Origin of the sequence: Mammaliicoccus fleurettii, assembly GCF_002018435.1 — a bacterium.
GTDB lineage: Bacteria > Bacillota > Bacilli > Staphylococcales > Staphylococcaceae > Mammaliicoccus > Mammaliicoccus fleurettii.
Genome location: NZ_MWJM01000010.1, coordinates 1 through 26,053 on the forward strand (window position 1 = coordinate 1; position 26,053 = coordinate 26,053).

The following is a 26,053-nucleotide window of genomic DNA, read 5'->3' on the forward strand; positions in this document are numbered from 1 at the left end:
TCAAAATTTTTAACTCGGTTTAACGCCGTAAAATCTGCTTACTATCTAGTTTTGAATGTGCAATACATTCTAATAGTGTTTTTACTATTTGTCTGGTGACGATAGCAAAGAGGTCACACCTGTTCCCATGCCGAACACAGAAGTTAAGCTCTTTAGCGCCGATGGTAGTTGGGCTTACGTTCCGCGAGAGTAGGACGTTGCCGGGCAAATATTTATAAATGGATGCGATGAGCCGCACTCGAGACCTGTTAGGTCTCTTTTTTTTGTTTAAAAATTCTAGGAGGGAGATAATAAAATGAAAAAGTATTTTGAAGTTATGTTTAAAGTAGATAAGAAGAAATTAGGAACCAAAAAAGCCATTTTGCAAGCTATTATTGTGTTTATTATTTTAGCAAGCAGTGTGCTTTTTGGGAGATTTGATCTTGGTCTAACCGCAGTGTTAGGATCCTTTAGTAATATTTATGTATTTAATGGCTCTTATCCCTCTAGAATAAGAAAAGTTATTGTTGTTTCGATTATGTTAAGTGTTTGTTTAATGTTAGGTACATTAACTATTACTATTCCGTTTTTATATGCATTAGTTTTAGGCTTAATTGGTATGATTGCTCACTTTATTTTAAAAGCATTTCAAATACCAGGACCATCTTCAGTGTTCTTTGTTTTGACATACAGTGTTGCTTCAATTATGCCTATTATGCCAGAAGATTTTCTTAATAGAGGTTTACTTGTATTATGTGGGGGACTTGTAAGTACTCTAGTTATTATAGTTGATGCTATTTTTAATCATAAGAAGCCTGAAATAGAAAGTGTATTAAATATTTATAAAAATCTAGCATATTTAACTAAAAATTTTAATGGTAAGACATTTGATGATGCTCGAAGTGACACATTGAGTTCTATACATTACGCAACTAATACATTAACAACAGCTAATGCGTTTTGGAATAAAAATAAAGATTATAATCGCTTGTTGCAGTTAAAAGGTAGAGCTGAAGCAATGTGGTCTAGTTGTTTAGAATTATCATCTAAAGGTTATGAGGTTTTGCCGGTTGAAATAAGCGAATCTTTAGAATACATTTGTAACAGAATTGAAGGAAAGAATACATTGGAATACAGCTCAATTGTTTATGATGGAGATGACGTTTACTTAAGTGAGTTGGCTGATTTGATAAATAATACAGTTAAGATGCTAAACGAATCTGATTTGCAGATAGATAAATAAATTAATTATAAAAAACCTATGTATTCAAGAATTATTCAAGAAAATTTATCTAAAGATTCTCTAGTACTTATGTCATCAATGCAATACGGCATTATACTATTTACTTCAGTAATCATAGCATTTGGTTTAGGCTTTGAAAGAGCTTATTGGATACCAATTTCTTGTTGTTCAGTGTTGTTAGGGTCATCTTCTTTATCAACTATACAAAGAGCACTTCAAAGAACTGTAGGTACAATTTTAGGAATGCTTGGTGCAGTTATAATCTTAGCCTTTGAACCAAATGCATGGACAATCGTTATATTAATGACAATATTAATGGCCACAGCTGAATTGTTAATCGCATTTAATTATACGTTCGCTATAATGTTCATTACACCAAATGTACTATTAATGTCAGCAGCAATAACAAATCAATTTGATACGTATTTAGTTGTCCCAAGAATTACAGATGTTATTATCGGGTCAGCTATAGGTTTAATAGGTGTATTAATAGTAGGAAGAAATCATGCTTCTAAAAAATTACCTAAATCAATAAATAACACTTTAAGATTACAAGCAGATATATTACACACTCTATTTTCATCAAATAAATATCATGATAATATTGTAGGTCCAACGATTATTACAGAAATGCATACAGAAATCATGAATACTAAAGCGATGTATCAAGCTGCTTTAAATGAAATGGATAACGACATAAAAAAAATAGAATATGTATATCCAATCATATTTACTGTAGAACAATTAGCATTTACATTAGAAAGAGCATTTGAGCACGGTAATATTAGTACTTTATCAGATAGAGATATAGGACTTTACTTAACTACTTATGAAAACATATGTAAAAAGGTATTATTTGATACAAGTTATAAACCAATTGAATTGCCATATTTAAAGGAATTCACTAGTATTCGAGCTGAACTAATGAAATTACAAAGTTTAAGTAGCGATAAATCATAAGAGGATGAGACGATTAATTTGTCCCATCCTCTTAATTTACGTTAAACAAGTGATTAATGCATTAATATGATCTTTTGCATCCTCGATATTTATGCCTCCGAAACCTAATACAAAGTTCGGTGTGTTATCTGTTTTTTTGAAATGATAGTGAGAGAGGGGTTTGATATCTATATCAAAGTCTTTTGTTTTATTGATACATTCTTCTAATGTTAACCCATTTATGACAGTTAAAATAAAATGCATGCCGGTCATCTCTCCTGAGATAACAAAAGTTTCTGGATGTTGTCTCAGTTCTTCCAAAATAATGTCTCTTTTATTTCTATATATCTTCCTCATGCGATTAAGATGTCTCTCAAAGTGTCCTTCGTTCATAAACTTACTTAATATATATTGAGTATGTCTTGGTACAGTACCGCCTTCTATATTCGTTTTCTTTTGATATACTGATACCAAACTTTTAGGAAGAACGGCATATGCTACACGTAAAGAAGGTGTGATTGATTTAGAGAAAGTACTAACATAAATTACACTGTCTGAGTTATCTAAACTTTGAAGTGCTGGTATGGGTCTTCCACTATATCTGAATTCTGAGTCATAGTCATCTTCAATTATGTATCGATTGGATTTCTCTGACGCCCATTTTATGAGTTGCGTTCGTCTTTTTAAATCCATTATCACACCAGTTGGAAATTGGTGACTTGGTGTAATGTAGACAACATCATAATCAATCTTCTTAATTTGTTCTATATCTATTCCATTCTCAGTAACGGGTATAAATTCAAATGGAACGTGTTTTCTTTTAAGCAAATTCCTTACTTGTTTATAGAGAGGATCTTCTATCATATATTTAGAGCCTGAAATAATATCAGTGATGATAGATAATAGTTGCTCGGTAGATGACCCTACAATAATTTGTTGTGGTGAACAATTTACACCTCGACTATGGAATATATAATGCCCAATTTCTTTTCTTAAATTAATATCTCCTTGTTTATGACCACTGTCTAAAAGATGAATTTGTTGTTCATCGAATGCTTCTTTCGCATATTTTCTAAAAAGATCATTTGGAAAATGCACTTTATCTATTGCACCTAGTTTAAAATTATATTGATAGCTTATTTCATCTTGCACGTTTTCGTCAGGGACTTTAGATTTATAAGTTACAGGCAAGTTTACAATATCATTTATATAATAGCCTGATCGATTTTTACTGTAAATATAACCTTCATCGCTTAGAAGTTGATATGCATGTTCAATGGTTGTTTGACTAACAGACAAATAGTTACTTAGTTGTCTTTTTGAAGGTAGTTTTTCATCACGTCTCATCACATCATTTATAATATTTTGTTTAATATTTTCATAAAGTTGTTGGTAAATTGGAAGAGAAATATTTCTATTAATATTAAACATAAGCATTTCCATTTTGTTAACCTCAAATCTGACCACTTATTTTTTGGTAAATCTGACTCTTTTACCGGTTCAGAATTTAGTATAACCTACTAATAAGCGATTTAAAAGGAGGAATTTTTAAGATGTCAAAGATTACTGGTTCAGATAAAGTTAAAAGAGGTATGGCAGAAATGCAAAAAGGTGGCGTGATCATGGATGTGGTGAACGCTGAACAAGCTAAGTTAGCTGAAGAAGCTGGTGCTGTTGCTGTAATGGCATTAGAACGAGTTCCATCTGATATTAGAGCTGCTGGTGGCGTAGCAAGAATGGCTGATCCACGTATAGTAGAAGAAGTAATGAATGCAGTTTCAATTCCCGTTATGGCAAAAGGTAGAATCGGTCATATAACAGAAGCACGCGTTCTAGAATCAATGGGCGTGGATTACATAGATGAGTCAGAAGTGTTAACACCTGCTGACGAAGAGTATCACTTAAAAAAAGATGATTTTACAGTACCATTTGTATGTGGTTGCCGTAACTTAGGTGAAGCTGCTCGTAGAATTGGTGAAGGTGCAGCAATGTTACGTACAAAAGGTGAACCGGGTACAGGTAATATTGTAGAAGCTGTTCGTCATATGAGACAAGTTAAATCTGAAGTGCGCAAATTAGTGGTCATGAGTGATGATGAGATTATGACTGAAGCGAAAAATATTGGTGCACCATATGAAATCTTAAAAGAAATTAAAGACTTAGGTCGTCTACCAGTTGTAAACTTTGCTGCAGGAGGCGTTGCAACACCAGCTGATGCGGCATTAATGATGGAGCTTGGAGCTGATGGTGTATTCGTAGGTTCAGGTATTTTTAAATCAGAAGCACCTGAAAAATTTGCAAAAGCTATCGTTCAAGCAACTACACATTATCAAGATTATAAATTGATTGCTGAACTATCAAAAGAATTAGGGCCAGCTATGAAAGGTTTAGATATCAATCAATTATCATTAGAAGAACGTATGCAAGAGCGTGGATGGTAATATGAGAATAGGTGTTTTAGGCTTACAAGGTGCAGTAAGAGAGCATATTAAGCATATAGAACAAGCTGGACATGAAGGTATTATAATTAAGACTGTAAACCAGTTAAATGAAATAGATGGTCTTGTATTACCAGGTGGAGAATCAACGACTATGCGAAGATTAATGGATTTATATCATTTCACTGAAACACTCAGGAATAGTGACTTACCAATGTATGGTACATGTGCAGGACTTATACTGTTAGCGAAGGAAGTAGTAGGTCAGGAAAGTCATTTGAATAAATTAAATGTAGTTGTTGAAAGAAATTCCTTTGGTAGACAGGTGGATAGCTTTGAACAGAAATTAGATGTAGAAGGTATAGAAGAAGCGGTTAATGCTGTCTTTATACGTGCTCCTCATATACAATCAGCTCGTGAAGGAGTAGAAGTATTATCTACAGTTGAAGATAGAATTGTAGCCGTCAGACAAAATCAATACTTAGGTATATCTTTCCACCCAGAACTTACAGATGATTATAAGATTATGAAATATTTCATAGAAGAAATTGTTGAACAGTATCAAGTAAAACAACCACATTAAAATAAAAATCATTTTGGTAACTCTTAGACTTTGTTGGCATTTTTTTGCGCATGCTTTCCTCGGGCATATAAGAGTTGAGTTAAAAGTAGTACTAGGCAAAGTTGCTGATAAGGGTAGCGTTAAAAGCAGTACTGGGCAAAACTGCTGATAAGGTTAGTGTTAAAAGCAGTTCTAGGTAAAATTGCTGATAAGGTTAGTGTTAAAAGCAGTTCTAGGTAAAATTGCTTATAAGGTTAGTGTTAAAAGCAATTCTAGGCAAAACTGCTGATAAGAGTTGAGTTAAAAGCAGTACTAGGCAAAGTTGCTGATAAGGGTAGTGTTAAAAGCAGTACTAGGTAAAATTGCTGATAAGGTTAGTGTTAAAAGCAGTTCTAGGCAAAGTTGCTGATAAGGGTAGTGTTAAAAGCAGTACGAGGTAAAATTGCTGATAAGAGTATCTATAAAAGCAGATTTGATTACAAAATAGAGCTTAAGACATAAATATCCTAAAACTTTAAAAAGAGCAGAAATTCATTATTAAAATTGAATTTCTGCTCTTATTTTTATATAAATAGATATTGTTAGCGATTTTGTAAGTGCTGACGCCTGAGGGAATAGTATGAGTGAGAGACTACAGGCTCGAGCCATACCCCTAGGCAAGCATGCACGAACAAAATCGTAAACTCCATAAAAAAATAAGCATATCACTGTAAACTTTAAAAAATCAGTTCAGTGACATGCTTATTTATTTTGTGTTGGGATTTATGTCCCAACCTCCTTACTTTATTATAAGAAGAATCCAGCGATTGTTGCTGATAAGAATGATACAAGCGTAGCACCGTATAATAATTTTATACCAAAGCGTGCAACGTTATCCCCTTGTTTATCATTTAATGATTTTACAGCACCAGCGATGATACCAATTGATCCAAAGTTTGCAAATGAAACTAAGAATACAGAAATGATACCATTTGCTCTTTCAGAAATATCTGCCTCAGGTAAAATACCCATTGCTACGAATTCGTTTGAAAGAACTTTTGTTGCCATGATACTACCAGATTGTACTGCATCTGCCCATGGAATACCTGCTAAGAAAGCAAATGGTGCAAATACAAATCCAATTAAAGTTTGGAAGTCCCAAGAAACTGAACCACCAGAAACAAATGAGAAGATATTAGATGTAACACCATTTAAAAGACCAATTAATGCTACATAACCGATTAACATAGCTGCAACGATAACAGCTACTTTGAAACCGTCTAAAATATATTCTCCTAACATTTCGAAGAAGGACTGTTTTTCTTCTGATTCTTGAATCATAATGTCATCTTCTTTAGGATCTACTGTATATGGATTAATGATTGAAGCCATAATAAATCCACCAAATAAGTTTAATACAATTGCTGTTACAACATATCTTGGTTCAACCATTGTAAAGTACGCTCCGATAATGGATGCAGAAACTGTTGACATAGCTGAAGCAGTTAATGTGTACATACGATGTTTAGGAATTAAAGGAAGTTGTTTCTTAATTGAAATAAACACTTCTGATTGACCTAAAATCGCAGATGCAACTGCATTATATGATTCTAATTTTCCCATACCATTTATTTTAGAAATAACTAATCCTAAATATTTAATGATAAGCGGTAATACTTTAATATATTGTAAGATACCAATAAGTGCTGAAACAAATACGATTGGCATCAATACATTAAGGAAATAAACTGAAACAGGTTTGTCGGACTTTGGATCAATATTTGCCATACCGTCAAACACAAAATTTATCCCTTCCATAGCTTTTGCTATGATATAACTAAATCCATTCGAAATGCCACCTATGATAGTTAATCCACCTGTTGTTTTTAATAATAAGAAAGCAAATATAAACTGGATTACAATCATTAATCCTATATACTGCCATCTGACACGCATTTTATCTGAACTTACAATCCATGCTAGAAATAGGAATAATAAGATACCGATAATCCCGATAATATAATGCATAATTGACACACCTTTCCCCTAAAATTCTCTCTTTGATAACCTACTTTACATGATAACTCATTTCTTTTGAAAGCGGTATATTTTTTTGAATATTTTTAGAGAAACAAATTAATTGAAATAATAAAGTACAAAACATATAATATAGTCAAAGAAGGTCAAAAGAGGTGATGATTAATGCACAATATGTCGGATATCATTGAGCAATACTTAAAGCAATTGCTGGAAGAGGCTCAAGGTGATGTCGTTGAAATAAAACGTGCGCATATTGCTGAAAAGTTTGATTGTGTACCTTCCCAGTTAAACTATGTTATAAAAACAAGATTTACTAATGAGCACGGTTACGCTATTGAAAGTAAAAGAGGCGGTGGAGGTTATATTCGTATTTCAAAAGTCGAGACGAATAATCAATCAGCATTTATTAGACATTTAATAGATTTGACAGGTGATCAAATATCACAAGCAAATGCATTTAGAATCGTTGACGGATTATTTCAAAATGACTTAATTACGGATAGAGAGAAAAAAATGATTGTTCAAACGCTTCATAGAGATACATTACAAATAGAAATACCATATAGAGACATCATTCGAGCAAATATATTGAAACGTATACTTGCCGTTATACATTATAGTTAAAAAGGAGTGACAGTATGCTTTGTGAAATTTGTGGTAAAGAAGAAGCAACAATTCAATTAACATCGGCTGGTAAGAAACATAAAACTGAACAGTGGATTTGTAAAAACTGTGCTTCAGAACATTTTTATTTCCAAGATGATCAAATGAATGACCAAAATTTAGATCAGGAATTTGTAGTGAATCAATTTTTACAATATCTTGTAGGGAAGCACGGTATTAACTTTAAACAAGTTCAACCACAAGAAGAAAAGCACTGTCCTACTTGTGGTATGACGTTAACTGATATTGCTAAAGTAGGTAAGTTCGGTTGTCATGACTGTTATGAAACATTTAAAGATGATGTACCTCAAATTATTAGAAGAGTTCAAGCAGGAAGTGGTGAACATACAGGTAAAATACCTGTTTCATCAAGAAGTAAAATTCAACTTAAGCAACAAATAGCTGAAAAAGAAAAAATCTTACAAGGTCTAATTGAAGAACAAGCTTTTGAAGATGCTGCTATTGTGAGAGATGAAATTAAAGCTTTGAAAGCAGAAGGTGAGGTCAAGTAGATGGAAGAACATGTTAATGAACATATTAGCGATTGGATGAAAGGTACAGACGATACGCCAATTGTAATGAGTTCCAGAATAAGACTTGCTCGAAACCTTCAAGACGAAGTTCATCCGCTCAAATATGAAGATGACGAAACAGGAAGTCATGTAATTGATAAAGTTAGTAAGGCATTATCAAATTTAAAACTTACAAAGTTATCTGATTTAAGTGAACTTGAGCAAAGTAAGTTAGTATTTAAACATTTAATTAGCCCAGCACTTATGAAACAGAAATTTGGTGCAGTATTATTAAATGAAGATGAATCAACAAGTGTCATGATTAATGAAGAAGACCATGTAAGGATACAAGTAATGGGCAACAATCTTGTGTTAAATGAGCTTTATGACACAGCATCTAAATTAGATGATGAGTTAGACAAACATTTAACTATTTCATATGATGAGCAACATGGATTTTTAACAACATGTCCAACTAACATTGGGACAGGCTTAAGAGCAAGTGTAATGTTGCATTTACCTGGACTCAGCATTATGAAACGTATGAAAAGAATTGGCCAAGCAATAAATCGATTTGGTTATACAATTAGGGGTATATATGGAGAAGGAACTGGTGCCTTAGGTCATGTATATCAAATATCAAATCAATTAACACTCGGTAAGACTGAGGAAGAAATCATTGAAGATTTAACACAAATTGTTGAACAGATTATTAGCGAGGAAGAACAAATTCGACAAAGACTTGATAGATTTAACTATATGGAAACGAAAGATAGAGTACATCGTGCCAAAGGTATCTTAAAGTCAGCTCGGTTAATATCTGTTGAAGAAGCGTCACTTAGGTTAAGTGAAATGAAACTTGGTATCGATTTAGGTCATATCGAGAGCAATAACTTTAATTTTGATAATTTAATGGTTACAATACAAACACCATTCTTTGAAGGTGAAGACTCGAAACAATCAATAGATGAAAAGCGAGCAACCTTTTTAAGAGAACACATATAAAAAAATAGGAGGTTAGTTTATGCTATTTGGTAGATTAACAGAACGTGCACAACGCGTATTAGCACATGCACAAGAAGAAGCAATGAGATTGAATCATTCAAATATAGGAACAGAACATTTATTATTAGGCTTAATGAAAGAACCAGAAGGCATTGCAGCTAAAGTATTAGATGCATTTGGAATTACTGAAGAAAAAGTAACTAAAGAAGTTGAAAATTTAATTGGTCAAGGACAAGAGCAAGTAGGTGCTATTCATTATACACCTAGAGCTAAAAAAGTAATCGAATTGTCTATGGATGAAGCAAGAAAGCTTAATCATACATTTGTAGGAACAGAACATCTTTTATTAGGACTTATTCGTGAAAATGAAGGTGTCGCAGCTCGTGTATTTGCTAACTTAGACTTGAATATCACAAAAGCAAGAGCACAAGTTGTAAAATCTTTAGGTAGTCCAGAGCAAGGATCTAAAAATGCACAAACGACTAAAAACCAAGCAACACCTACTTTAGATAGTTTAGCAAGAGATTTAACAGTTATTGCTGAAGATGGCACTTTAGACCCAGTTATTGGACGTTCAGACGAAATAACAAGAGTTATAGAAGTGTTAAGTAGAAGAACGAAGAACAATCCAGTCCTAATCGGGGAACCTGGTGTAGGTAAGACAGCAATTGTCGAAGGTTTAGCACAAGCTATCGTACAAAATGAAGTGCCTGAAACATTAAAAGGTAAAAGAGTAATGTCACTTGATATGGGTACAGTAGTTGCAGGTACTAAATATCGTGGTGAATTTGAAGAAAGATTGAAAAAAGTAATGGAAGAAATTCATCAAGCTGGTAACATCGTGTTATTCATTGATGAGTTACACACACTTATTGGTGCTGGTGGTGCAGAAGGTGCTATTGATGCATCGAATATCTTGAAACCTGCATTAGCGCGTGGTGAACTTCAATGTATAGGTGCTACAACTTTAGATGAGTATCGTAAATATATTGAAAAAGATGCAGCTTTAGAAAGACGTTTCCAACCAGTTAAAGTTGTTGAGCCAAATACTGAGGATTCAATTTCAATCTTAAAAGGTTTAAGAGATCGCTATGAAGCTCATCACCGTATCAATATTTCAGATGAAGCAATTGAAGCGGCTGTTAATATGAGTGATAGATATATTTCTGATAGATTTTTACCAGACAAAGCAATCGATTTAATTGATGAAGCAAGTTCTAAAGTGAGACTTAGAAATTATACGACACCACCAAGTCTTAAAGAACTTGAGTCAGAATTAGAAACAGTTAAGAAAGAAAAAGATGCAGCTGTACATTCTCAAGAGTTTGAAAATGCTGCTAACTTAAGAGATAAACAAACTAAACTTGAAAAACAGTTAGAAGATACGAAAAACGAATGGAAAAAAGCACAAGGTGAGAAAAACACTTGTGTAACTGCTGAAGACATTGCTGTAGTAGTAGCAAACTGGACAGGTGTTCCAATTACGAAATTGAATGAAACTGAATCAGAACGATTATTAAACTTGGAATCTATACTTCATGGACGTGTAATTGGTCAAAATGATGCAGTCGAATCTATTTCTAAAGCAGTAAGACGTGCAAGAGCAGGATTGAAAGATCCTAAGAGACCTATTGGTAGCTTTATATTCTTAGGCCCAACAGGTGTAGGTAAAACTGAACTTGCCCGCACATTAGCAGATGCAATGTTTGGCGAAGAAGATGCAATGATAAGAGTTGATATGAGTGAGTTTATGGAGAAACACTCTGTCAGTCGATTAGTAGGTTCTCCTCCAGGTTATGTTGGACATGATGATGGTGGCCAATTAACTGAAAATGTAAGACGTAAACCTTACTCAGTGATATTATTTGATGAAATTGAAAAAGCTCATCCAGATGTATTTAATATCTTATTACAAGTGTTGGATGACGGTCACTTAACTGACTCTAAAGGTCGTAAAGTAGACTTTAGAAATACTGTTATTATCATGACTTCAAACGTTGGTGCTCAAGAACTACAAAATGCTAAATTTGTAGGCTTTGGTGCAAAAGAAAGTGGTCCTGATTATGAAACAATTAGAAAAACAATGATGGATGAATTGAAACAACAATTCAGACCAGAATTCTTAAACCGTGTGGATGATATCATTGTATTCCACAAACTAGAAAAATCACATCTTAAAGAAATTGTTGCTAAGATGGCAGGTAACTTAACTAAACGCTTATCTGAACAAGGTATTCACATTACACTTTCAGATTCAGCACAAGATAAAATTGCTGATGAAGGATTTGACCCTGAATATGGTGCAAGACCATTAACTCGTGCTATTCAGAAAAATGTAGAAGATAACTTGAGTGAGTTGATTTTATCTGGTCAAGACTTAGTTGGTAAAGATGTTCTTGTGGATTATAGAGATGACGAATTCAAATTTGATTTATCAGACCATAAAGAAAATGAAGCAAAAGAAGAAACTTCAAAAGCATAAAAATTAAAATATATTTTTAATATTATAATGAGTCCGCAGACTATTAATATCAATAGTTTGCGGACTTTTAAATTTGTTTGAAAGTATATTAATTTGTTTTTACAGTCAGTCAAGTTTAAAATATAACTATTCAATTAATACGGAGGTAACATGGATGGCAAAAAAGAAAGTAGTATTTGAATGTTTAGCCTGCGGATATCAATCTCCTAAATGGATGGGGAAATGTCCAAATTGTGGGACATGGAATCAAATGGAAGAATCTATAGAACATAAAGAAACTAAAGGACCTAAAAATACATTTAAGTCAGATGTTCCGGCTCAGAAAATAGAAAAATTAAAAGATGTTAAAGAAGAAAACACACCTAGAATAAAGACTAAAATTAATGAATTTAATCGTGTATTAGGTGGAGGAGTCGTAGAAGGTTCGCTTGTATTAATAGGTGGTGACCCTGGGATTGGGAAATCTACATTACTATTACAAATTAGTGCTGCATTATCTCAACAAAAAAATGTACTATATGTGTCAGGTGAAGAATCTGTAAGACAGACTAAATTAAGAGCAGAACGTTTAGTAGAAGATTCAGGTGAATTAAATGTTTATGCTGAAACGAATTTAGAGATTATACATAGTATGGTTCAAAAAGTAAAACCAGACTTATTAATTATTGATTCTATTCAAACAGTTTATCATCCTGAAGTAACTTCAGCGCCAGGTTCGGTATCTCAAGTTAGAGAATGTACACAGAATTTAATGCATATTGCTAAACAGATGAATATCGCAACATTTATAGTTGGACATGTAACTAAAGATGGACAAATAGCTGGTCCAAGATTATTGGAACATATGGTTGATACAGTTTTATACTTTGAAGGTGATACGCATCATGCATATCGTATATTAAGAGCAGTTAAAAACCGTTTTGGCTCAACAAACGAAATGGGTATTTTTGAAATGAAACAAACTGGTCTGAATGAAGTAACAAACCCTTCAGAAATGTTTTTAGAAGAAAGAACGAAACACGTATCAGGTTCAACGATTGTTGCTACAATGGAAGGTACGCGACCTATATTAGTTGAGGTGCAAGCACTTGTCACGCCTACAACATTTCATAATCCTAGAAGAATGGCTACTGGCATAGATCATAATAGATTAAGTTTATTAATGGCAGTACTTGAAAAGAAAGAGAATTTTTTATTACAACAACAAGACGCATATATTAAAATTGCTGGAGGCGTAAAGCTAAGTGAGCCTGCAGTAGACTTAAGTATTATAATAGCGATAGCATCAAGTTTCCAAGACAAGCCAACAAAAGGAGACGATTGTTTCGTAGGTGAAGTCGGTTTGACTGGTGAAGTGAGAAGAGTCGCAAGAATTGATCAAAGGGTCCAAGAAGCGGCTAAATTAGGATTTAAACGCATTATAATACCGAAAAATAATATCAAAGGTTTAGAATTTCCTGAAGGCACTGAAGTAATTGGTGTATCAACTACAAGAGAAGCATTGAAAATTGCTTTTAATGCATAATTAACCATAAGGAGGTTACCGTATGAAAATTTTAAAGGGATTAATTATATTATGTTACTTAGTCATAGGTTCCTCACTTGGTATCATGGTAATTCCAGAACTGATTAATGCATTTAGTATTCAACCTGAACAAGTATTAACTAATCCATACATTGATGGCTTAATTGGAGCAGTCGCTGTTTTCTTATTGTTTGGATTTTTAATAGACAAAATAGTATACATGGCCGATCAAGGAGAAAAGTATTTATTAAAAAGGAGTATTCTTGAAATATTTTTCGCTACTGTTGGTGTCATGATTGGTTTAATGATTGCGGTTATGGTTTCATTCATATTAGAAATGATTGGTGCACCAGTCTTGAAACATATTTTACCAATAATTATTGCTGCTTTTTTATGTTATTTAGGTTTTCAGATTGGGTTGCAAAAACGTGAAGAAATACTGCGATTATTTCCAGAAAGTATATCAAATTCATTAACGCGACAAACAACTTCAAGATATGCAAAAATTTTAGACACAAGCGCTATTATAGATGGTCGTATTTTAGATGTTGTAAAATGTCATTTCATAGATGGCGAAATACTTGTTCCACAAGGCGTTATTGAAGAATTGCAAGTAATTGCTGACGCTAAAGATAGTGTTAAGCGAGATAAAGGACAACGTGGGTTAGATATTCTTAATGCACTTAAAGAGACGGATTTTTCAATTTCAATTATTGAACCGACTTCAACACATAAAGATGTTGATGCTTTATTAATTACTTTGGCTAAACGTTATCAAGCTAGTATTATTACAACAGATTATAATTTAAATAAAGTCTGTGCTGTGCAAGGTATAAAAGTGCTTAATGTTAACGATTTGTCTGAAGCTATTAAACCAGTCATACATCAAGGAGATATCTTCGATTTATTGATTACGAAGATTGGTAAAGAAGATGATCAAGGTGTTGGGTATTTAGATGATGGCACAATGGTTGTCATTGAAAAAGGTAGAGAATATATTGGCAAAACAATTGCTGTAGAAGTGATGAGTTTATTACAAACTTCCTCGGGTAGAATCATATTTGCGAAGAAGGTGTCATAATTTGGGATTTACAACGATTATACCAGCTGCTGGACAAGGTAAAAGAATGGGAGCTGAGATAAATAAATTATTCCTAGAAATCAATGGAGAAACAATTATTAGAAGAACGGTTTCAGTTTTCCAAGAAATAGAGGAATGTGAACAAATTTTTATCGCCGCACATCCAGAAGAAGTTCATTTAATGGAAGCACATTTGAAAGACTTTAATAAAGTTGCTGGTGTTATCCCTGGTGGTAAAGAAAGACAGCATAGCATCAATGAAGTATTGAAAGTGTTAATCGATACAGAAGTTGTTATGGTTCATGATGGTGCACGACCATTTATTACACAAGAGAAAGTTAAGCAGCTTTATCAAGAAACTTTAAAAAATAATGCTGTTATTTTAGCTGTACAAGCTAAAGACACAATCAAGAAAGTGATCGATGGTGTTGTAGAAGAAACATATGATCGATCGACTTTGTGGCAAGTACAAACGCCACAATCATTCAGTAGGCATGTCATTTTAAAAGCATATAATTTAGCTGAAGAACATGATTTTGTAGGTACTGATGATGCTTCATTGGTAGAGAGAGCAGGTTATAAAGTACATATTACAAATGGTGATTACGATAATATCAAAATTACAACTCACGAAGACTTGATAATTGCAGATTCAATATTAGAAAGACGAGGTATTTGTGATGTATAGAATAGGTTATGGTTACGATGTTCATGAATTTGACCAAACACGTCCGCTTATTATAGGTGGTATTGAATTAGAACATTCGCATGGGTTAAAGGGACATAGTGATGCTGATGTATTGCTTCATGCAATTACGGATGCTATTCTCGGTGCTGCAAGTCTTGGTGATATAGGTAAACTGTTCCCTGATACCGATCCAACATTTAAAAATGCAGATTCAAAGTTGTTATTAAGAGAAGCTTATAAACAAGTTTTGAAAAAGGGATATAAACTTGGAAATGTAGATGCTACAATTATAGCTGAACAACCAAAATTTAGACCCCACATTGATAGAATGCGAGATGTCATTGCTTCAATATTTGAAGTGTCTATTGAAGATGTAAATGTGAAAGCGACTACTAATGAAAAATTAGGATTTCTAGGAAGAGAAGAAGGCATACAAGCGCAAGCTGTGGTATTATTAACAAGTAAAGAATAAAACAGGAGTGAGACGATGAGTAACAAAGTAAGAGTAAGATACGCGCCAAGTCCGACTGGTTACTTACACATCGGTAACGCAAGAACCGCATTATTTAACTATTTATTTGCTAAACATTATGATGGGGACTTTGTTATACGTATTGAAGATACAGACATAGCCAGAAATTTAGAAGACGGAGAAGCGTCACAATTTTCTAATCTTGAATGGTTAGGTTTAGGTTGGGATGAATCTGTTGATAAAGATGGAGGATACGGTCCATATCGTCAATCAGAACGCGGGCACATATATAAACCACTGATAGAGCAACTATTAGCTGAAGATAAAGCTTATAAATGTTATATGACTTCAGAAGAATTAGAAGCTGAACGTGAAGAACAAATTGCTAGAGGAGAAATGCCTCGATATGGTGGGAAACACGCACATTTAACTAAAGAAGAACAAGAAGCATTTGAAGCTGAAGGCAGACAACCAAGTATTCGTTTCAGAGTACCACAAAATACTGAATACAAATTTGATGATATCGTTAAAGGCGAAGTTGCTTTTGACTCAAATGGTATTGGTGACTGGGTAATCGTTAAAAAAGATGGTATACCAACTTACAACTTTGCTGTTGCAATTGATGATTATTATATGGAAATTTCTCACGTTATTCGTGGTGATGATCATATTTCAAATACACCTAAACAGCTGATGATATATGAAGCGTTAGGCTTTGCACCACCAAAATTTGCACACATGACGTTAATCGTTAATGAAGACCGCAAAAAATTAAGTAAACGTGATGGACAAATTCTACAGTTTATTGAACAATATAAAGATTTAGGTTATTTACCTGAAGCAATCTTTAACTTTATTGGATTATTAGGATGGTCTCCAGAAGGTGAAGAAGAAATCTTCTCTAAAGAAGAATTTATTAAAATATTCGACGAAAAACGTCTTTCTAAATCACCTGCATTCTTTGATAAGAAAAAATTAGAGTGGATTAATAACCAATACATGAAAGAAAAAGATTCTGAAACAGTATTCGAAATGACAATTCCACATATGGTTAAAGCTGGTATGTTATCAGAAAGTCCTTCAGAAGCTGAATTAACTTGGGCAAGAGATTTAGTAGGTTTATATCAACAACAAATGAGCTATGCAGGTGAAATTGTTCCGTTATCTGAACTATTCTTCAGAGAACATCTTGATTTCACAGAGGAAGCGCAAGAAGTCTTAGATGGTGAACAAGTACCAACTGTAATGGCTGAGCTTGCAAAACAACTTGAAACTTTAGAGCCATTTGAACCAGCTGAAATAAAAAAATCTATTAAAGCAGTACAAAAAGAAACAGGAATAAAAGGTAAGCAATTATTTATGCCGATTCGTGTTGCTGTTTCAGGTCAAACACATGGCCCAGAGTTACCTAATACAATTGCATTATTAGGTAGAGATAAAGTACTAGCAAGATTAAAACGTTTCGTTTGATTTTTTTAGAATAAGAATATATTATAAAAATGACTTAAAGGACAAGTAGTTTGGATAATGTGAAATTAGAGAGTACATGGTTGCTGAAAATGTGCCACATTATATAATCGAATGCACCTTTATTACACAAGCATAATATATTGATATTTAAATGAGTGAGCATTTTCTAATGCTAAAAAGAGTGGAACCGTGCAAAAAGGCACCTCTAGCAATTATTGTTAGAGGCGCCTTTTTGTTATCTGAGGGGGGATTTAAATGTTTAAAAGAGTCAAAGATGATATTCAAATGGTATTCGATCAAGACCCAGCAGCAAGATCTTCATTTGAAATCGTTATGACTTACTCAGGACTACATGCTATATGGAGTTATTTAATCGCGAATTGGTTTTTTAAGAAAAAAATGTATTTTATTGCAAGATCGATATCGCAAATATCTCGTTTTTTTACTGGTGTAGAAATTCATCCAGGAGCAACTATAGGTAGTAGATTGTTTATCGACCATGGTATGGGAATTGTAATAGGTGAAACATGTAACATTGGAAATAATGTGACGATATACCAAGGTGTGACACTTGGAGGGACAGGTAAAGAGCGAGGTAAGAGACACCCTGATATAGGTGATAATGTCTTAATTGCTGCAGGAGCAAAAGTACTTGGCAACATAGAAGTAGGAAGTAATGTGAACATTGGAGCGAACTCAGTCGTGTTGAAAGATGTTCCGGATTACTCAACAGTTGTTGGTATACCAGGTAGAATCGTTAAACAAGATGGATTGAAAGTCGGTAAAAACTTTAATCATACGAAGTTACCAGACCCTATATACGAACAATTAAAAGAATTAGAACGTCAACTTGAAAAGACGAAGAATGGAGAGATTGTTGATGATTACGTTATATAATACGTTAACGAGGCAAAAGGAAGAATTTATTCCCATTGAAGAAGGAAAAGTAAAAATGTATGTGTGTGGCCCAACTGTTTATAACTACATTCATATTGGAAATGCGAGAGCGACAGTTGCATTTGATGTAGTAAGAAGATATTTAGAATATCGTGGGTATGATGTTCAATACGTATCTAATTTCACTGATGTTGATGATAAGTTGATCAAGACAGCCAATGAATTAGGTGAAACTGTACCTGAAATTGCAGATCGATTTATAGAAGCATTCTATGAAGATACAGGCGCACTAAACTGTAAACGAGGCACAGCTAACCCTAGAGTTATGGATCATATGGACGATATCATTGCTTTTATAAATGTACTTGTGGAAAAAGGATATGCATATGAAAGTGGCGGAGACGTATATTATCGTACACGACGTTTTGATGGATATGGTAAGTTAAGTCATCAATCCATAGATGATTTAAAAGTTGGTGCAAGAATTGAAACAGGTGAACAAAAAGAAGACGAATTAGATTTCACGCTATGGAAACAAGCTAAACCTGGTGAAATTAAATGGGATAGTCCATGGGGAGCAGGTAGACCAGGGTGGCATATAGAATGTTCTGTAATGGCTCAAGTTCATTTAGGTGATACGATTGATATTCATGCTGGTGGAACAGACTTGCAATTCCCGCATCATGAGAATGAAATAGCACAATCTGAAGCACATAATGATAAGACGTTTGCTAATTATTGGATGCATAATGGATTTGTAAACATAAATAACGAAAAAATGAGTAAATCATTAGGAAACTTTATTTTAGTTCATGACATCATTAAAGAAATTGATCCTGATGTATTAAGATTCTTTATGGTTGGTGCACATTATAGAAACCCAATTAACTATGATTTAGATCTTGTTCAAGCAGCGAATAAAGGTTTAGAGCGAATTCGTAATAGTTATAAATCTTTAGTAGACAGAGAAAAATTCGCACTACAAGATAAAGATGAAACAAATCAATATATGGAAAGCATCAATCAAACGTTGAAAGATTTTGAAACGTATATGGATGATGATTTCAACACTGCTAATGCTATGACTGCATGGTATGATTTGAATAAATTGGCGAATAAATACTTGTTAGAAAATACGACATCAACTCAAACGATTCAACATTTTAAAGAAGTTTATCAAATTTTCAGCGATGTATTGGGCGTGCCTTTAGTTGGTAAAGAGCAAAATGAACTACTAGACGAAGAAATCGAAGCTTTAATCGAAGAACGTAATGAAGCGAGAAAAGCTAAGAACTTCCAAAGAGCTGATGAAATTAGAGATGCTTTAAAAGAACAAAATATTATTCTTGAAGATACAGCACAAGGTGTGAGGTTTAAACGTGGATAAATTAACAGTGAAAATGTTAAATCCTTTATCTTTAGCTTATATGGGAGATTCTATTTTAGACACTTATGTTAGAAAACATATTATCCTTAAAATTAAAGGCAAGCCGAATCGTCTCCATCAATTGTCAAAACAATATGTTTCAGCAAAAGGACAAGCATATGTACTTAATGTATTGATAGAAGAATCATTCTTTAATGAAGAAGAGTTAGAAATCATACAACGTGGTCGAAATGCGAAAAGTCATACTAAAGCTAAAAATACCGACATTCAAACTTATAGAAAAAGTTCGGCAATTGAAGCGGTTATTGGATATTTGTTTTTGATAGATGAAATAGAGCGTCTAGAAGAATTAGTTAATAAAATGATTGAAATTACAGAAGAAAGGGTGAGTACAAATGGATGAATCAGTTATTGTTGGTAGACATGCAGTAAAAGAAGCGATAACTTCAGGGCACACAATTAATAAAGTGCTTATTCAAGAAGGCATCAATAAGAAACAAATCGGTGAGATTTTAAAACTTGCAAAATCTGAAAAAATTGTTGTTCAGACTGTTCCTAAATCAAAAATTGATTATTTAACAGATGTTCCTCATCAAGGTATTGCGGCACAGATTGCACCGTATCCTTATAAGGAATTGGAAGATTTTATTTCAGAAACGAAAGATATTGACCACCAACCTTGTCTATTAATGTTAGATGGTTTGGAAGATCCACATAATTTAGGGTCAATTATGAGAACTGCTGATGCTATCGGTATTGATGGAATTATCATACCGAAAAGAAGGTCAGTTCAATTAAATGCAACTGTAGCTAAAGCATCAACTGGTGCTATTCAACATGTTCCAGTGATTCGAGTTACGAATTTGCCACAAACAATTGAACGTCTTCAAGAAGTAGGATATTGGGTTGCAGGTACGGATGCACAGAATGCAACAGATTATCGTCAAATGGATGCTGGAATGCCGCTATTGATTGTTATTGGTAGTGAAGGTGAAGGCATGAGTCGATTAGTTAAAGAAAAGTGTGATTTTTATATTAAATTACCAATGGTTGGTCATGTTAACAGCCTTAATGCATCAGTTGCAGCAAGTCTATTAATGTATGAAGTTTACCGAAAAAGGCACCCTATAGGTCAGTCGTAATGAAAGATATCTATTTAATTATCGATGGCTATAATTTAATAGGACAGTCAAACGAATTATCTTCAATTGCTCAAGTTTCTTTAGAAGAAGCAAGAGATAAACTGTTAATCACACTTATTAATTACAATACACAACATGATGGTGAAATGATTGTTGTTTTTGATGCTTATGGAGTAGAGGGTACAGAATCTATTGAAATTAAACACGGCGTAAAAGTTGTTTACACAAAAGGTAAAGAAACTGCGGACAGCTACATTGAAAAATTAACATACGAACTATATCGTAAGCACATTACACATATAACCGTCGTAACAAGTGATATGAGTGAGCAACATGCTATTTTCGGTTCAGGAGCATATAGAATTTCTTCAAGAGAAATGTGGTCAACGATTGCTAACCAAGAATCTGTAATTACGAAGCGGTTATCCGAAATAGAAACAAAAACACCTAGAAACAGGTTGGACTTACCAGATGAAGTATTAGAACAATTTGAAAAATGGCGACGAAATCACAAGTAAACTTTATTTTTTGAAGTTTGATTAAAAAGTATAGCGCTCTGTAAAATATGGTCAACACCTATGATAAGGAATGAACATCATGAATGACATATTTACAGATAAGCAACTTCTAAAATGGATTCATGCTATACAACAAGGGAATACAGAAGTGTTTAGCCAGTTGTTAAACGTTTTTGAAAAAGACATTACTAAAAGGTTGAATACTTTAAGTTTAACTCATGAAGATAAAGAAGATATCGCGCAAGTTATCAGATATAAAATATATAAACAAGTACTGACTTTTGATTGCCAACAAGATGATTCTTTTGTGCATTGTGTGAACGTTATTATTAAAAATGCTAAGATTGATTATATACGTAAAATGAAAAGCGAAAAGTATAAACTGCATACAGAGTCGCTCAGTATAGATGAAAATAAAAAAGAAGCGTATAGTTTAGTAGAGCGTATTTATGATACTAAAGCTCAGTCATTTGAAGAGATGCTGTTAACAGAAAGTACACTAATATATTTAATGGAACGAAAAAAGTTAACTAAAATGGAAGAAAGCGTAGTAAAATTAACTTTGCAAGGAAGAACGAAAAAAGAAATCTCAAATGAACTCGATGTACCTGTGAAACATATATATAACGCACAATACCGATTAAAAAAGAAGTTCAATAGAGCTGAATTTAATTCAGCTCTGTTTGACAATTAGGTGTTTTGTTTTGTATATTAATCTAGGATTAGAATGAATTAGGTGATAAGATGAGAAAAGTCCCTTTAAATTGCGAAAAATGCGGAGCTAGGAATTATACAGTCCCAAAAAAAGATACAGATAACCGTTTAGAGCTAAAAAAGTTTTGTAAAACTTGTAATACGCATACATTGCATAAAGAATCCATCTAAAAGGAGGAAAATCAATGGCTAAAAAAGAAAACTTCTTTCAAGGCGTAAAATCAGAAATGCAGAAAACAAGTTGGCCAACAGGCAAAGAACTTGTTAAATATACAACAATAGTAGTGTGCACAGTAATCTTTTTCTTAATCTTTTTCTATGCACTAGATTTAGGAATTACAGAATTAATTAATTTGATTAGATAGTAAGGAGTGGCAAAATGTCAGAAGATACAGGCGCTAAACGATGGTACGCAGTCCACACTTATTCAGGTTATGAAAACAAAGTAAAAACTAACCTTGAAAAACGTGTTGATACAATGAACATGCAAGAACAAATCTTTAGAGTTGTAATTCCAGAAGAGGAAGAAACTTCTATTAAAGATGGTAAAGCCAAAACACAAATTAAGAAGACATTTCCAGGTTATGTATTAGTAGAACTAATTATGACTGATGAATCATGGTATATTGTTAGAAACACACCAGGTGTTACAGGATTTGTTGGATCTGCTGGTGCAGGTTCTAAACCTAATCCATTGTTACATGATGAAGCGAAATTCATTTTAAAACAAATGGGTATGTCAGAAAAAACAGTCGATGTTGAAGTTGAACTAGGAGAACAAGTTCGTGTAACAAGCGGTCCATTCAATAACCAAGTTGGCGAAATAAAAGAAATAGATGTTGAAAAGTATAAACTAACTGTACTTGTTGACATGTTCGGTAGAGAAACGCCGGTTGAAGTAGAATTCGACCAAATTGAAAAGTTGTAAAAAAACACTTGAAATTCCTAATTTTCAATGTTATTATTTAAAGGTCGCGCTCGGACTATGCGCAACCATTTCATTATGAAATGAAGAGTGGGAGGGTAAAATATCATTACCCCATGACCACATCACGATATCAAGGAGGTGCACATCGTGGCTAAAAAAGTAGTTAAAGTAGTTAAATTGCAAATTCCTGCAGGTAAAGCAAACCCAGCACCACCAGTTGGTCCTGCATTAGGTCAAGCCGGTGTGAATATTATGGGATTCTGTAAAGAATTCAACGCTCGTACACAAGAGCAAGCAGGTTTAATCATTCCAGTTGAAATTACAGTATTTGAAGATCGTTCATTTACTTTCATCACTAAGACACCACCTGCAGCAGTATTACTTAAAAAAGCAGCTAAAGTAGAAAAAGGTTCAGGTGAACCTAACAAAACTAAAGTTGCAACAGTAACTCAAGATCAAGTACGTGAAATTGCTAACACTAAAATGCCTGACTTAAACGCGGCATCTGAAGAAGCAGCTATGCGTATCGTTGAAGGTACTGCACGTAGCATGGGTATTGTCGTAGAATAATTAAGTATTGAAGTTTAAGCAGGCGGCTATTTCGCTGTCTGCTATTGCATTGTCTTGATGGCAATGCACGTGGGAGGTAACATTCCGCTAAAACCACTAAAGGAGGAAAAACAATATGGCTAAAAAAGGTAAAAAGTATCAAGAAGCAATTGCTAAAGTTGATCGTACTTCAGCTTACGCTGTAGAAGAAGCAATCAAATTAGCAAAAGAAACAAGTACTGTTAACTTTGATGCATCTGTTGAAGTTGCATTTCGTTTAGGTATTGATACTCGTAAAAATGACCAACAAATCCGTGGTGCTGTAGTATTACCACACGGAACTGGTAAAACTCAACGTGTATTAGTATTCGCTAAAGGCGATAAAATCAAAGAAGCAGAAGAAGCTGGAGCAGATTATGTAGGTGAAGAGTACATTAATAAAATCAACCAAGGTTGGTTCGACTTTGATGTAATCGTTGCTACACCTGATATGATGGGTGAAGTTGGTAAACTTGGTCGTGTATTAGGACCTAAAGGTTTAATGCCAAACCCTAAAACTGGTACAGTTACTATGGATATCAAAAAAGCAGTAGCAGAAATTAAAGCAGGTAAAGTAGAATACCGTGCTGAAAAATCTGGTATTGTTCATGCTTCTATTGGTAAAGTATCATTTGATGAACAACAATTAGTTGATAACTTCAAAACAATTCAAGATACATTAACAAAAGCTAAACCAGCATCATCTAAAGGTACTTACTTCAAGTCTGTTGCTGTTACAACAACAATGGGCCCTGGTATCAAAGTTGATACTTCTAGCTTTAAATTATAATATAAATATATTGACTTCACGTCCAAAACGCGTTATAGTTTTGGATGTGTAATATTTAACCTAAGACAGTAGGAGTTCATTTTTGGACTTAAAAGTTAATCCTACCGAGGCCTAAATTGACTTGAACGTATAAATTTCAAGCACTTTTTGCCGTGGGTAAAAAGTGCTTTTTTGTTGAGATACCTCATCATAAAAGCACGTGATAAATAATATGGAGGTGTAAAGATGTCTAACTCAAAAATCGTTGAAGTGAAACAACAAAAAGTTGATTTAATTACTGAACAATTTAAAAATTCTGTTTCAACAATTGTTGTGGATTACCGTGGTTTAACAGTTGCACAAGTTACTGAATTACGTAAACAATTACGTGAAGCTGGAATCGAATATAAAGTTTACAAAAATACTTTAGTTCGTCGTGCTGCTGAAGCTGCTGGAATCGAAGGTTTAGAAGAATCACTAACTGGTCCTAACGCAATTGCTTTTTCAAATGAAGAAGTAGTTGAACCAGCGAAAATTCTTGCTGACTTCGCTAAACAAAACGAAGCTTTAGAAATCAAAGCAGGTGTTATTGAAGGACAAGTTGTTACTGCAGAAGAAGTTAACACAATCGGTTCATTACCATCAAAAGATGGTCTTGTATCAATGTTACTATCTGTATTACAAGCTCCAGTTCGTAACTTTGCTTATGCAGTTAAAGCTGTTGGAGAACAAAAAGAAGAAAGTGCTGAATAATTCAGCAACAAATAAAATTAATTAATGGAGGATATATATCATGTCTAATGAAAAAATTATCGAAGCAATTAAAGAAATGTCAGTATTAGAATTAAATGACTTAGTAAAAGCTATTGAAGAAGAATTTGGTGTAACAGCAGCAGCTCCTGTAGCAGCAGCTGGCGCAGCTGGTGGAGACGCAGCAGCTGAACAAACTGAATTTGACGTTGAATTAACTTCAGCTGGAGATTCAAAAATTAAAGTTGTTAAAGCAGTTAAAGAAGTAACTGGTTTAGGCTTAAAAGAAGCTAAAGAAATCGTAGACAACGCTCCTAAAGTTGTTAAAGAAGGTTTATCTAAAGAAGACGCTGAAGCTTTAAAAGAAAAATTAGAAGAAGTTGGCGCATCTGTAGAAGTAAAATAATTTCTGTATTAAATCAAAAACCCGTTATTATCATGATAACGGGTTTTTCTTTACTCATTAAATGCGATAAAGAGGTGGCGTAATGAGTCATTATTTTGATAATGATCCAAATGTGAAGTCGGAACGAGAAAATTTCGATTATTTCTATCGCGACAACAAACTCTCACTTCAAACGGATCATGGTGTATTTTCGAAAGGGAAAATAGATTTTGGATCTGATTTGTTGATTTCTACTTTTTTAAATGCAAATCCCCCTGGTCCTAAAAAGAAAATATTGGATGTAGGTTGTGGTTATGGTCCGATAGGTTTAATGTGTGCAAAAGTACTTCCATACAGCGAAATAACGTTAGTGGATGTTAATGAACGTGCATTAGATTTAGCGAAAGATAACCAAAAATCTAATAAAATAAGTAATGCAAATATACAAGTTAGTAATTGTTTAGATGCTGTCTTAGATTTAAAATTCGATTGTGTATTAACAAATCCTCCAATAAGAGCTGGAAAAGAAATTGTGCATCAAATACTTGAACAAAGTAATGACGTATTATCTAGTGGTGGAGAGCTTTGGGTCGTAATTCAAAAGAAACAAGGCATGCCTTCTGCAAAGAAGAAAATGCAAGATCTTTATGGTAATGCAGAAACAATAGAAAAAAGCAAGGGTTATTACATTTTAAAAAGTGTAAAAGCTTGATTTTGCTGTTTTGTTCTGATATAGTAATAGAATGTTAAAAATTATATTCAATAAGTGTGTACTTTTGCGTCGCCCTTAATTGAATGTTAGGAATAAGTCGTACGAAATAGAAAATGGAATCATTGACTTTCCGTTTTCTTTTTGTCTTATTATATTTATTTTGTAAGACGCAAAGTTATATTCAC

At 33.5% G+C, this 26,053-nt stretch carries 29 protein-coding genes, 1 rRNA gene and 1 other annotated feature; of the genes, 28 read left to right on the top strand and 2 right to left on the bottom strand.

The window, feature by feature from the left end; translation table 11 throughout:
• The first annotated feature begins 91 nt into the window (after positions 1–91).
• From rrf to B2G86_RS13520, 3 genes are all read left to right on the top strand, one after another.
• Positions 92–206: ribosomal RNA gene (rrf, locus tag B2G86_RS08910) — 5S ribosomal RNA — on the top strand.
• Positions 207–295: 89 nt separating this feature from the next.
• Positions 296–1,222 (top strand): hypothetical protein, encoded by a 927-nt coding sequence (locus B2G86_RS13515; protein WP_241837743.1) that lies wholly within the window; start codon positions 296–298, stop codon positions 1,220–1,222.
• A 69-nt stretch (positions 1,223–1,291) separates the two neighbouring features.
• The gene (locus B2G86_RS13520) at positions 1,292–2,182 is read left to right on the top strand and encodes an FUSC family protein (protein ID WP_241837744.1); all 891 of its coding nucleotides are present in this window, start codon (positions 1,292–1,294) and stop codon (positions 2,180–2,182) included.
• A gap of 36 nt (positions 2,183–2,218) precedes the next feature.
• Here B2G86_RS13520 and pdxR read toward each other — a convergent pair whose 3' ends face one another.
• Positions 2,219–3,604 (bottom strand): MocR-like pyridoxine biosynthesis transcription factor PdxR, encoded by a 1,386-nt coding sequence (gene pdxR, locus B2G86_RS08920; protein WP_078357753.1) that lies wholly within the window; start codon positions 3,602–3,604, stop codon positions 2,219–2,221.
• A 110-nt stretch (positions 3,605–3,714) separates the two neighbouring features.
• Between pdxR and pdxS the strand changes: the two genes are divergently transcribed.
• A complete protein-coding gene (pdxS, locus tag B2G86_RS08925) occupies positions 3,715–4,602 on the top strand; it encodes a pyridoxal 5'-phosphate synthase lyase subunit PdxS (RefSeq protein WP_078357754.1) in 888 nt (295 codons plus the stop codon).
• Between the two features lies 1 nt (position 4,603).
• Positions 4,604–5,182, top strand: coding sequence for a pyridoxal 5'-phosphate synthase glutaminase subunit PdxT (gene pdxT / locus B2G86_RS08930; protein ID WP_078357755.1), 579 nt, complete (start codon positions 4,604–4,606; stop codon positions 5,180–5,182).
• 765 nt (positions 5,183–5,947) lie between these two features.
• Here the strand turns inward: pdxT and B2G86_RS08935 are convergent.
• The gene (locus B2G86_RS08935) at positions 5,948–7,168 is read right to left on the bottom strand and encodes a NupC/NupG family nucleoside CNT transporter (protein WP_078357756.1); all 1,221 of its coding nucleotides are present in this window, start codon (positions 7,166–7,168) and stop codon (positions 5,948–5,950) included.
• A 174-nt stretch (positions 7,169–7,342) separates the two neighbouring features.
• Here B2G86_RS08935 and B2G86_RS08940 point away from each other — a divergent pair, with 174 nt between their 5' ends.
• The 23 genes from B2G86_RS08940 (at position 7,343) to B2G86_RS09050 (ending at position 25,868) form a co-directional block, all read left to right on the top strand.
• Positions 7,343–7,804: a CtsR family transcriptional regulator gene (locus tag B2G86_RS08940; RefSeq protein ID WP_078357757.1), complete on the top strand. Its 462-nt coding sequence runs from the start codon at positions 7,343–7,345 to the stop codon at positions 7,802–7,804.
• A gap of 14 nt (positions 7,805–7,818) precedes the next feature.
• Positions 7,819–8,355, top strand: a complete 537-nt coding sequence (locus B2G86_RS08945) for an excinuclease ABC subunit B (protein WP_078357758.1) — start codon at positions 7,819–7,821, stop codon at positions 8,353–8,355.
• A complete protein-coding gene (locus B2G86_RS08950; protein WP_078357759.1) occupies positions 8,356–9,360 on the top strand; it encodes a protein arginine kinase in 1,005 nt (334 codons plus the stop codon).
• 19 nt (positions 9,361–9,379) lie between these two features.
• Complete coding sequence (locus B2G86_RS08955; protein WP_078357760.1) at positions 9,380–11,842, top strand: ATP-dependent Clp protease ATP-binding subunit; 2,463 nt, start codon at positions 9,380–9,382, stop codon at positions 11,840–11,842.
• A 154-nt stretch (positions 11,843–11,996) separates the two neighbouring features.
• On the top strand, positions 11,997–13,367 hold the full coding sequence (gene radA / locus B2G86_RS08960) for a DNA repair protein RadA (RefSeq protein WP_078357761.1): 1,371 nt from the start codon (positions 11,997–11,999) through the stop codon (positions 13,365–13,367).
• 22 nt (positions 13,368–13,389) lie between these two features.
• A complete protein-coding gene (locus tag B2G86_RS08965; protein WP_078357762.1) occupies positions 13,390–14,448 on the top strand; it encodes a PIN/TRAM domain-containing protein in 1,059 nt (352 codons plus the stop codon).
• Position 14,449: 1 nt separating this feature from the next.
• The gene (gene ispD, locus B2G86_RS08970) at positions 14,450–15,136 is read left to right on the top strand and encodes a 2-C-methyl-D-erythritol 4-phosphate cytidylyltransferase (RefSeq protein ID WP_078357763.1); all 687 of its coding nucleotides are present in this window, start codon (positions 14,450–14,452) and stop codon (positions 15,134–15,136) included.
• Positions 15,129–15,608: a 2-C-methyl-D-erythritol 2,4-cyclodiphosphate synthase gene (ispF, locus tag B2G86_RS08975; protein ID WP_078357764.1), complete on the top strand. Its 480-nt coding sequence runs from the start codon at positions 15,129–15,131 to the stop codon at positions 15,606–15,608. Before ispD ends, ispF begins: the two co-directional genes overlap by 8 nt.
• A gap of 15 nt (positions 15,609–15,623) precedes the next feature.
• Complete coding sequence (gene gltX, locus B2G86_RS08980) at positions 15,624–17,078, top strand: glutamate--tRNA ligase (protein ID WP_078357765.1); 1,455 nt, start codon at positions 15,624–15,626, stop codon at positions 17,076–17,078.
• A 255-nt stretch (positions 17,079–17,333) separates the two neighbouring features.
• A complete protein-coding gene (gene cysE / locus B2G86_RS08985; RefSeq protein ID WP_078357766.1) occupies positions 17,334–17,975 on the top strand; it encodes a serine O-acetyltransferase in 642 nt (213 codons plus the stop codon).
• Complete coding sequence (gene cysS / locus B2G86_RS08990) at positions 17,959–19,362, top strand: cysteine--tRNA ligase (protein WP_078357767.1); 1,404 nt, start codon at positions 17,959–17,961, stop codon at positions 19,360–19,362. The genes cysE and cysS overlap by 17 nt, the downstream gene beginning before the upstream one ends.
• Positions 19,363–19,375: 13 nt before the next feature.
• On the top strand, positions 19,376–19,765 hold the full coding sequence (locus B2G86_RS08995; RefSeq protein ID WP_237687753.1) for a Mini-ribonuclease 3: 390 nt from the start codon (positions 19,376–19,378) through the stop codon (positions 19,763–19,765).
• Positions 19,758–20,504, top strand: a complete 747-nt coding sequence (gene rlmB, locus B2G86_RS09000) for a 23S rRNA (guanosine(2251)-2'-O)-methyltransferase RlmB (protein ID WP_078357769.1) — start codon at positions 19,758–19,760, stop codon at positions 20,502–20,504. The genes B2G86_RS08995 and rlmB overlap by 8 nt, the downstream gene beginning before the upstream one ends.
• On the top strand, positions 20,504–21,022 hold the full coding sequence (locus tag B2G86_RS09005) for an NYN domain-containing protein (protein WP_078357770.1): 519 nt from the start codon (positions 20,504–20,506) through the stop codon (positions 21,020–21,022). Before rlmB ends, B2G86_RS09005 begins: the two co-directional genes overlap by 1 nt.
• A 79-nt stretch (positions 21,023–21,101) precedes the next feature.
• Positions 21,102–21,716: a hypothetical protein gene (locus B2G86_RS09010; protein WP_078357771.1), complete on the top strand. Its 615-nt coding sequence runs from the start codon at positions 21,102–21,104 to the stop codon at positions 21,714–21,716.
• Positions 21,717–21,766: 50 nt separating this feature from the next.
• Positions 21,767–21,907, top strand: coding sequence for a 50S ribosomal protein L33 (rpmG, locus tag B2G86_RS09015; RefSeq protein ID WP_078357772.1), 141 nt, complete (start codon positions 21,767–21,769; stop codon positions 21,905–21,907).
• Positions 21,908–21,921: 14 nt separating this feature from the next.
• Positions 21,922–22,101 carry a preprotein translocase subunit SecE gene (gene secE, locus B2G86_RS09020; protein ID WP_025904856.1) on the top strand — a complete coding sequence of 60 codons (180 nt, stop codon included), beginning with the start codon at positions 21,922–21,924 and terminating at the stop codon, positions 22,099–22,101.
• Positions 22,102–22,115: 14 nt separating this feature from the next.
• Complete coding sequence (nusG, locus tag B2G86_RS09025) at positions 22,116–22,664, top strand: transcription termination/antitermination protein NusG (protein WP_078357773.1); 549 nt, start codon at positions 22,116–22,118, stop codon at positions 22,662–22,664.
• Positions 22,665–22,811: 147 nt separating this feature from the next.
• Positions 22,812–23,234 (top strand): 50S ribosomal protein L11, encoded by a 423-nt coding sequence (gene rplK, locus B2G86_RS09030; RefSeq protein WP_025904858.1) that lies wholly within the window; start codon positions 22,812–22,814, stop codon positions 23,232–23,234.
• Between the two features lie 115 nt (positions 23,235–23,349).
• Positions 23,350–24,042, top strand: coding sequence for a 50S ribosomal protein L1 (rplA, locus tag B2G86_RS09035; RefSeq protein ID WP_078357774.1), 693 nt, complete (start codon positions 23,350–23,352; stop codon positions 24,040–24,042).
• A 41-nt stretch (positions 24,043–24,083) separates the two neighbouring features.
• Positions 24,084–24,224, top strand: a sequence feature (ribosomal protein L10 leader region).
• A 43-nt stretch (positions 24,225–24,267) separates the two neighbouring features.
• Positions 24,268–24,774, top strand: a complete 507-nt coding sequence (gene rplJ, locus B2G86_RS09040) for a 50S ribosomal protein L10 (protein ID WP_078357775.1) — start codon at positions 24,268–24,270, stop codon at positions 24,772–24,774.
• A gap of 40 nt (positions 24,775–24,814) precedes the next feature.
• Positions 24,815–25,177 (top strand): 50S ribosomal protein L7/L12, encoded by a 363-nt coding sequence (gene rplL, locus B2G86_RS09045; protein WP_237687749.1) that lies wholly within the window; start codon positions 24,815–24,817, stop codon positions 25,175–25,177.
• An 82-nt stretch (positions 25,178–25,259) separates the two neighbouring features.
• Positions 25,260–25,868 (top strand): class I SAM-dependent methyltransferase, encoded by a 609-nt coding sequence (locus B2G86_RS09050; protein WP_078357777.1) that lies wholly within the window; start codon positions 25,260–25,262, stop codon positions 25,866–25,868.
• Positions 25,869–26,053: the final 185 nt, after the last annotated feature.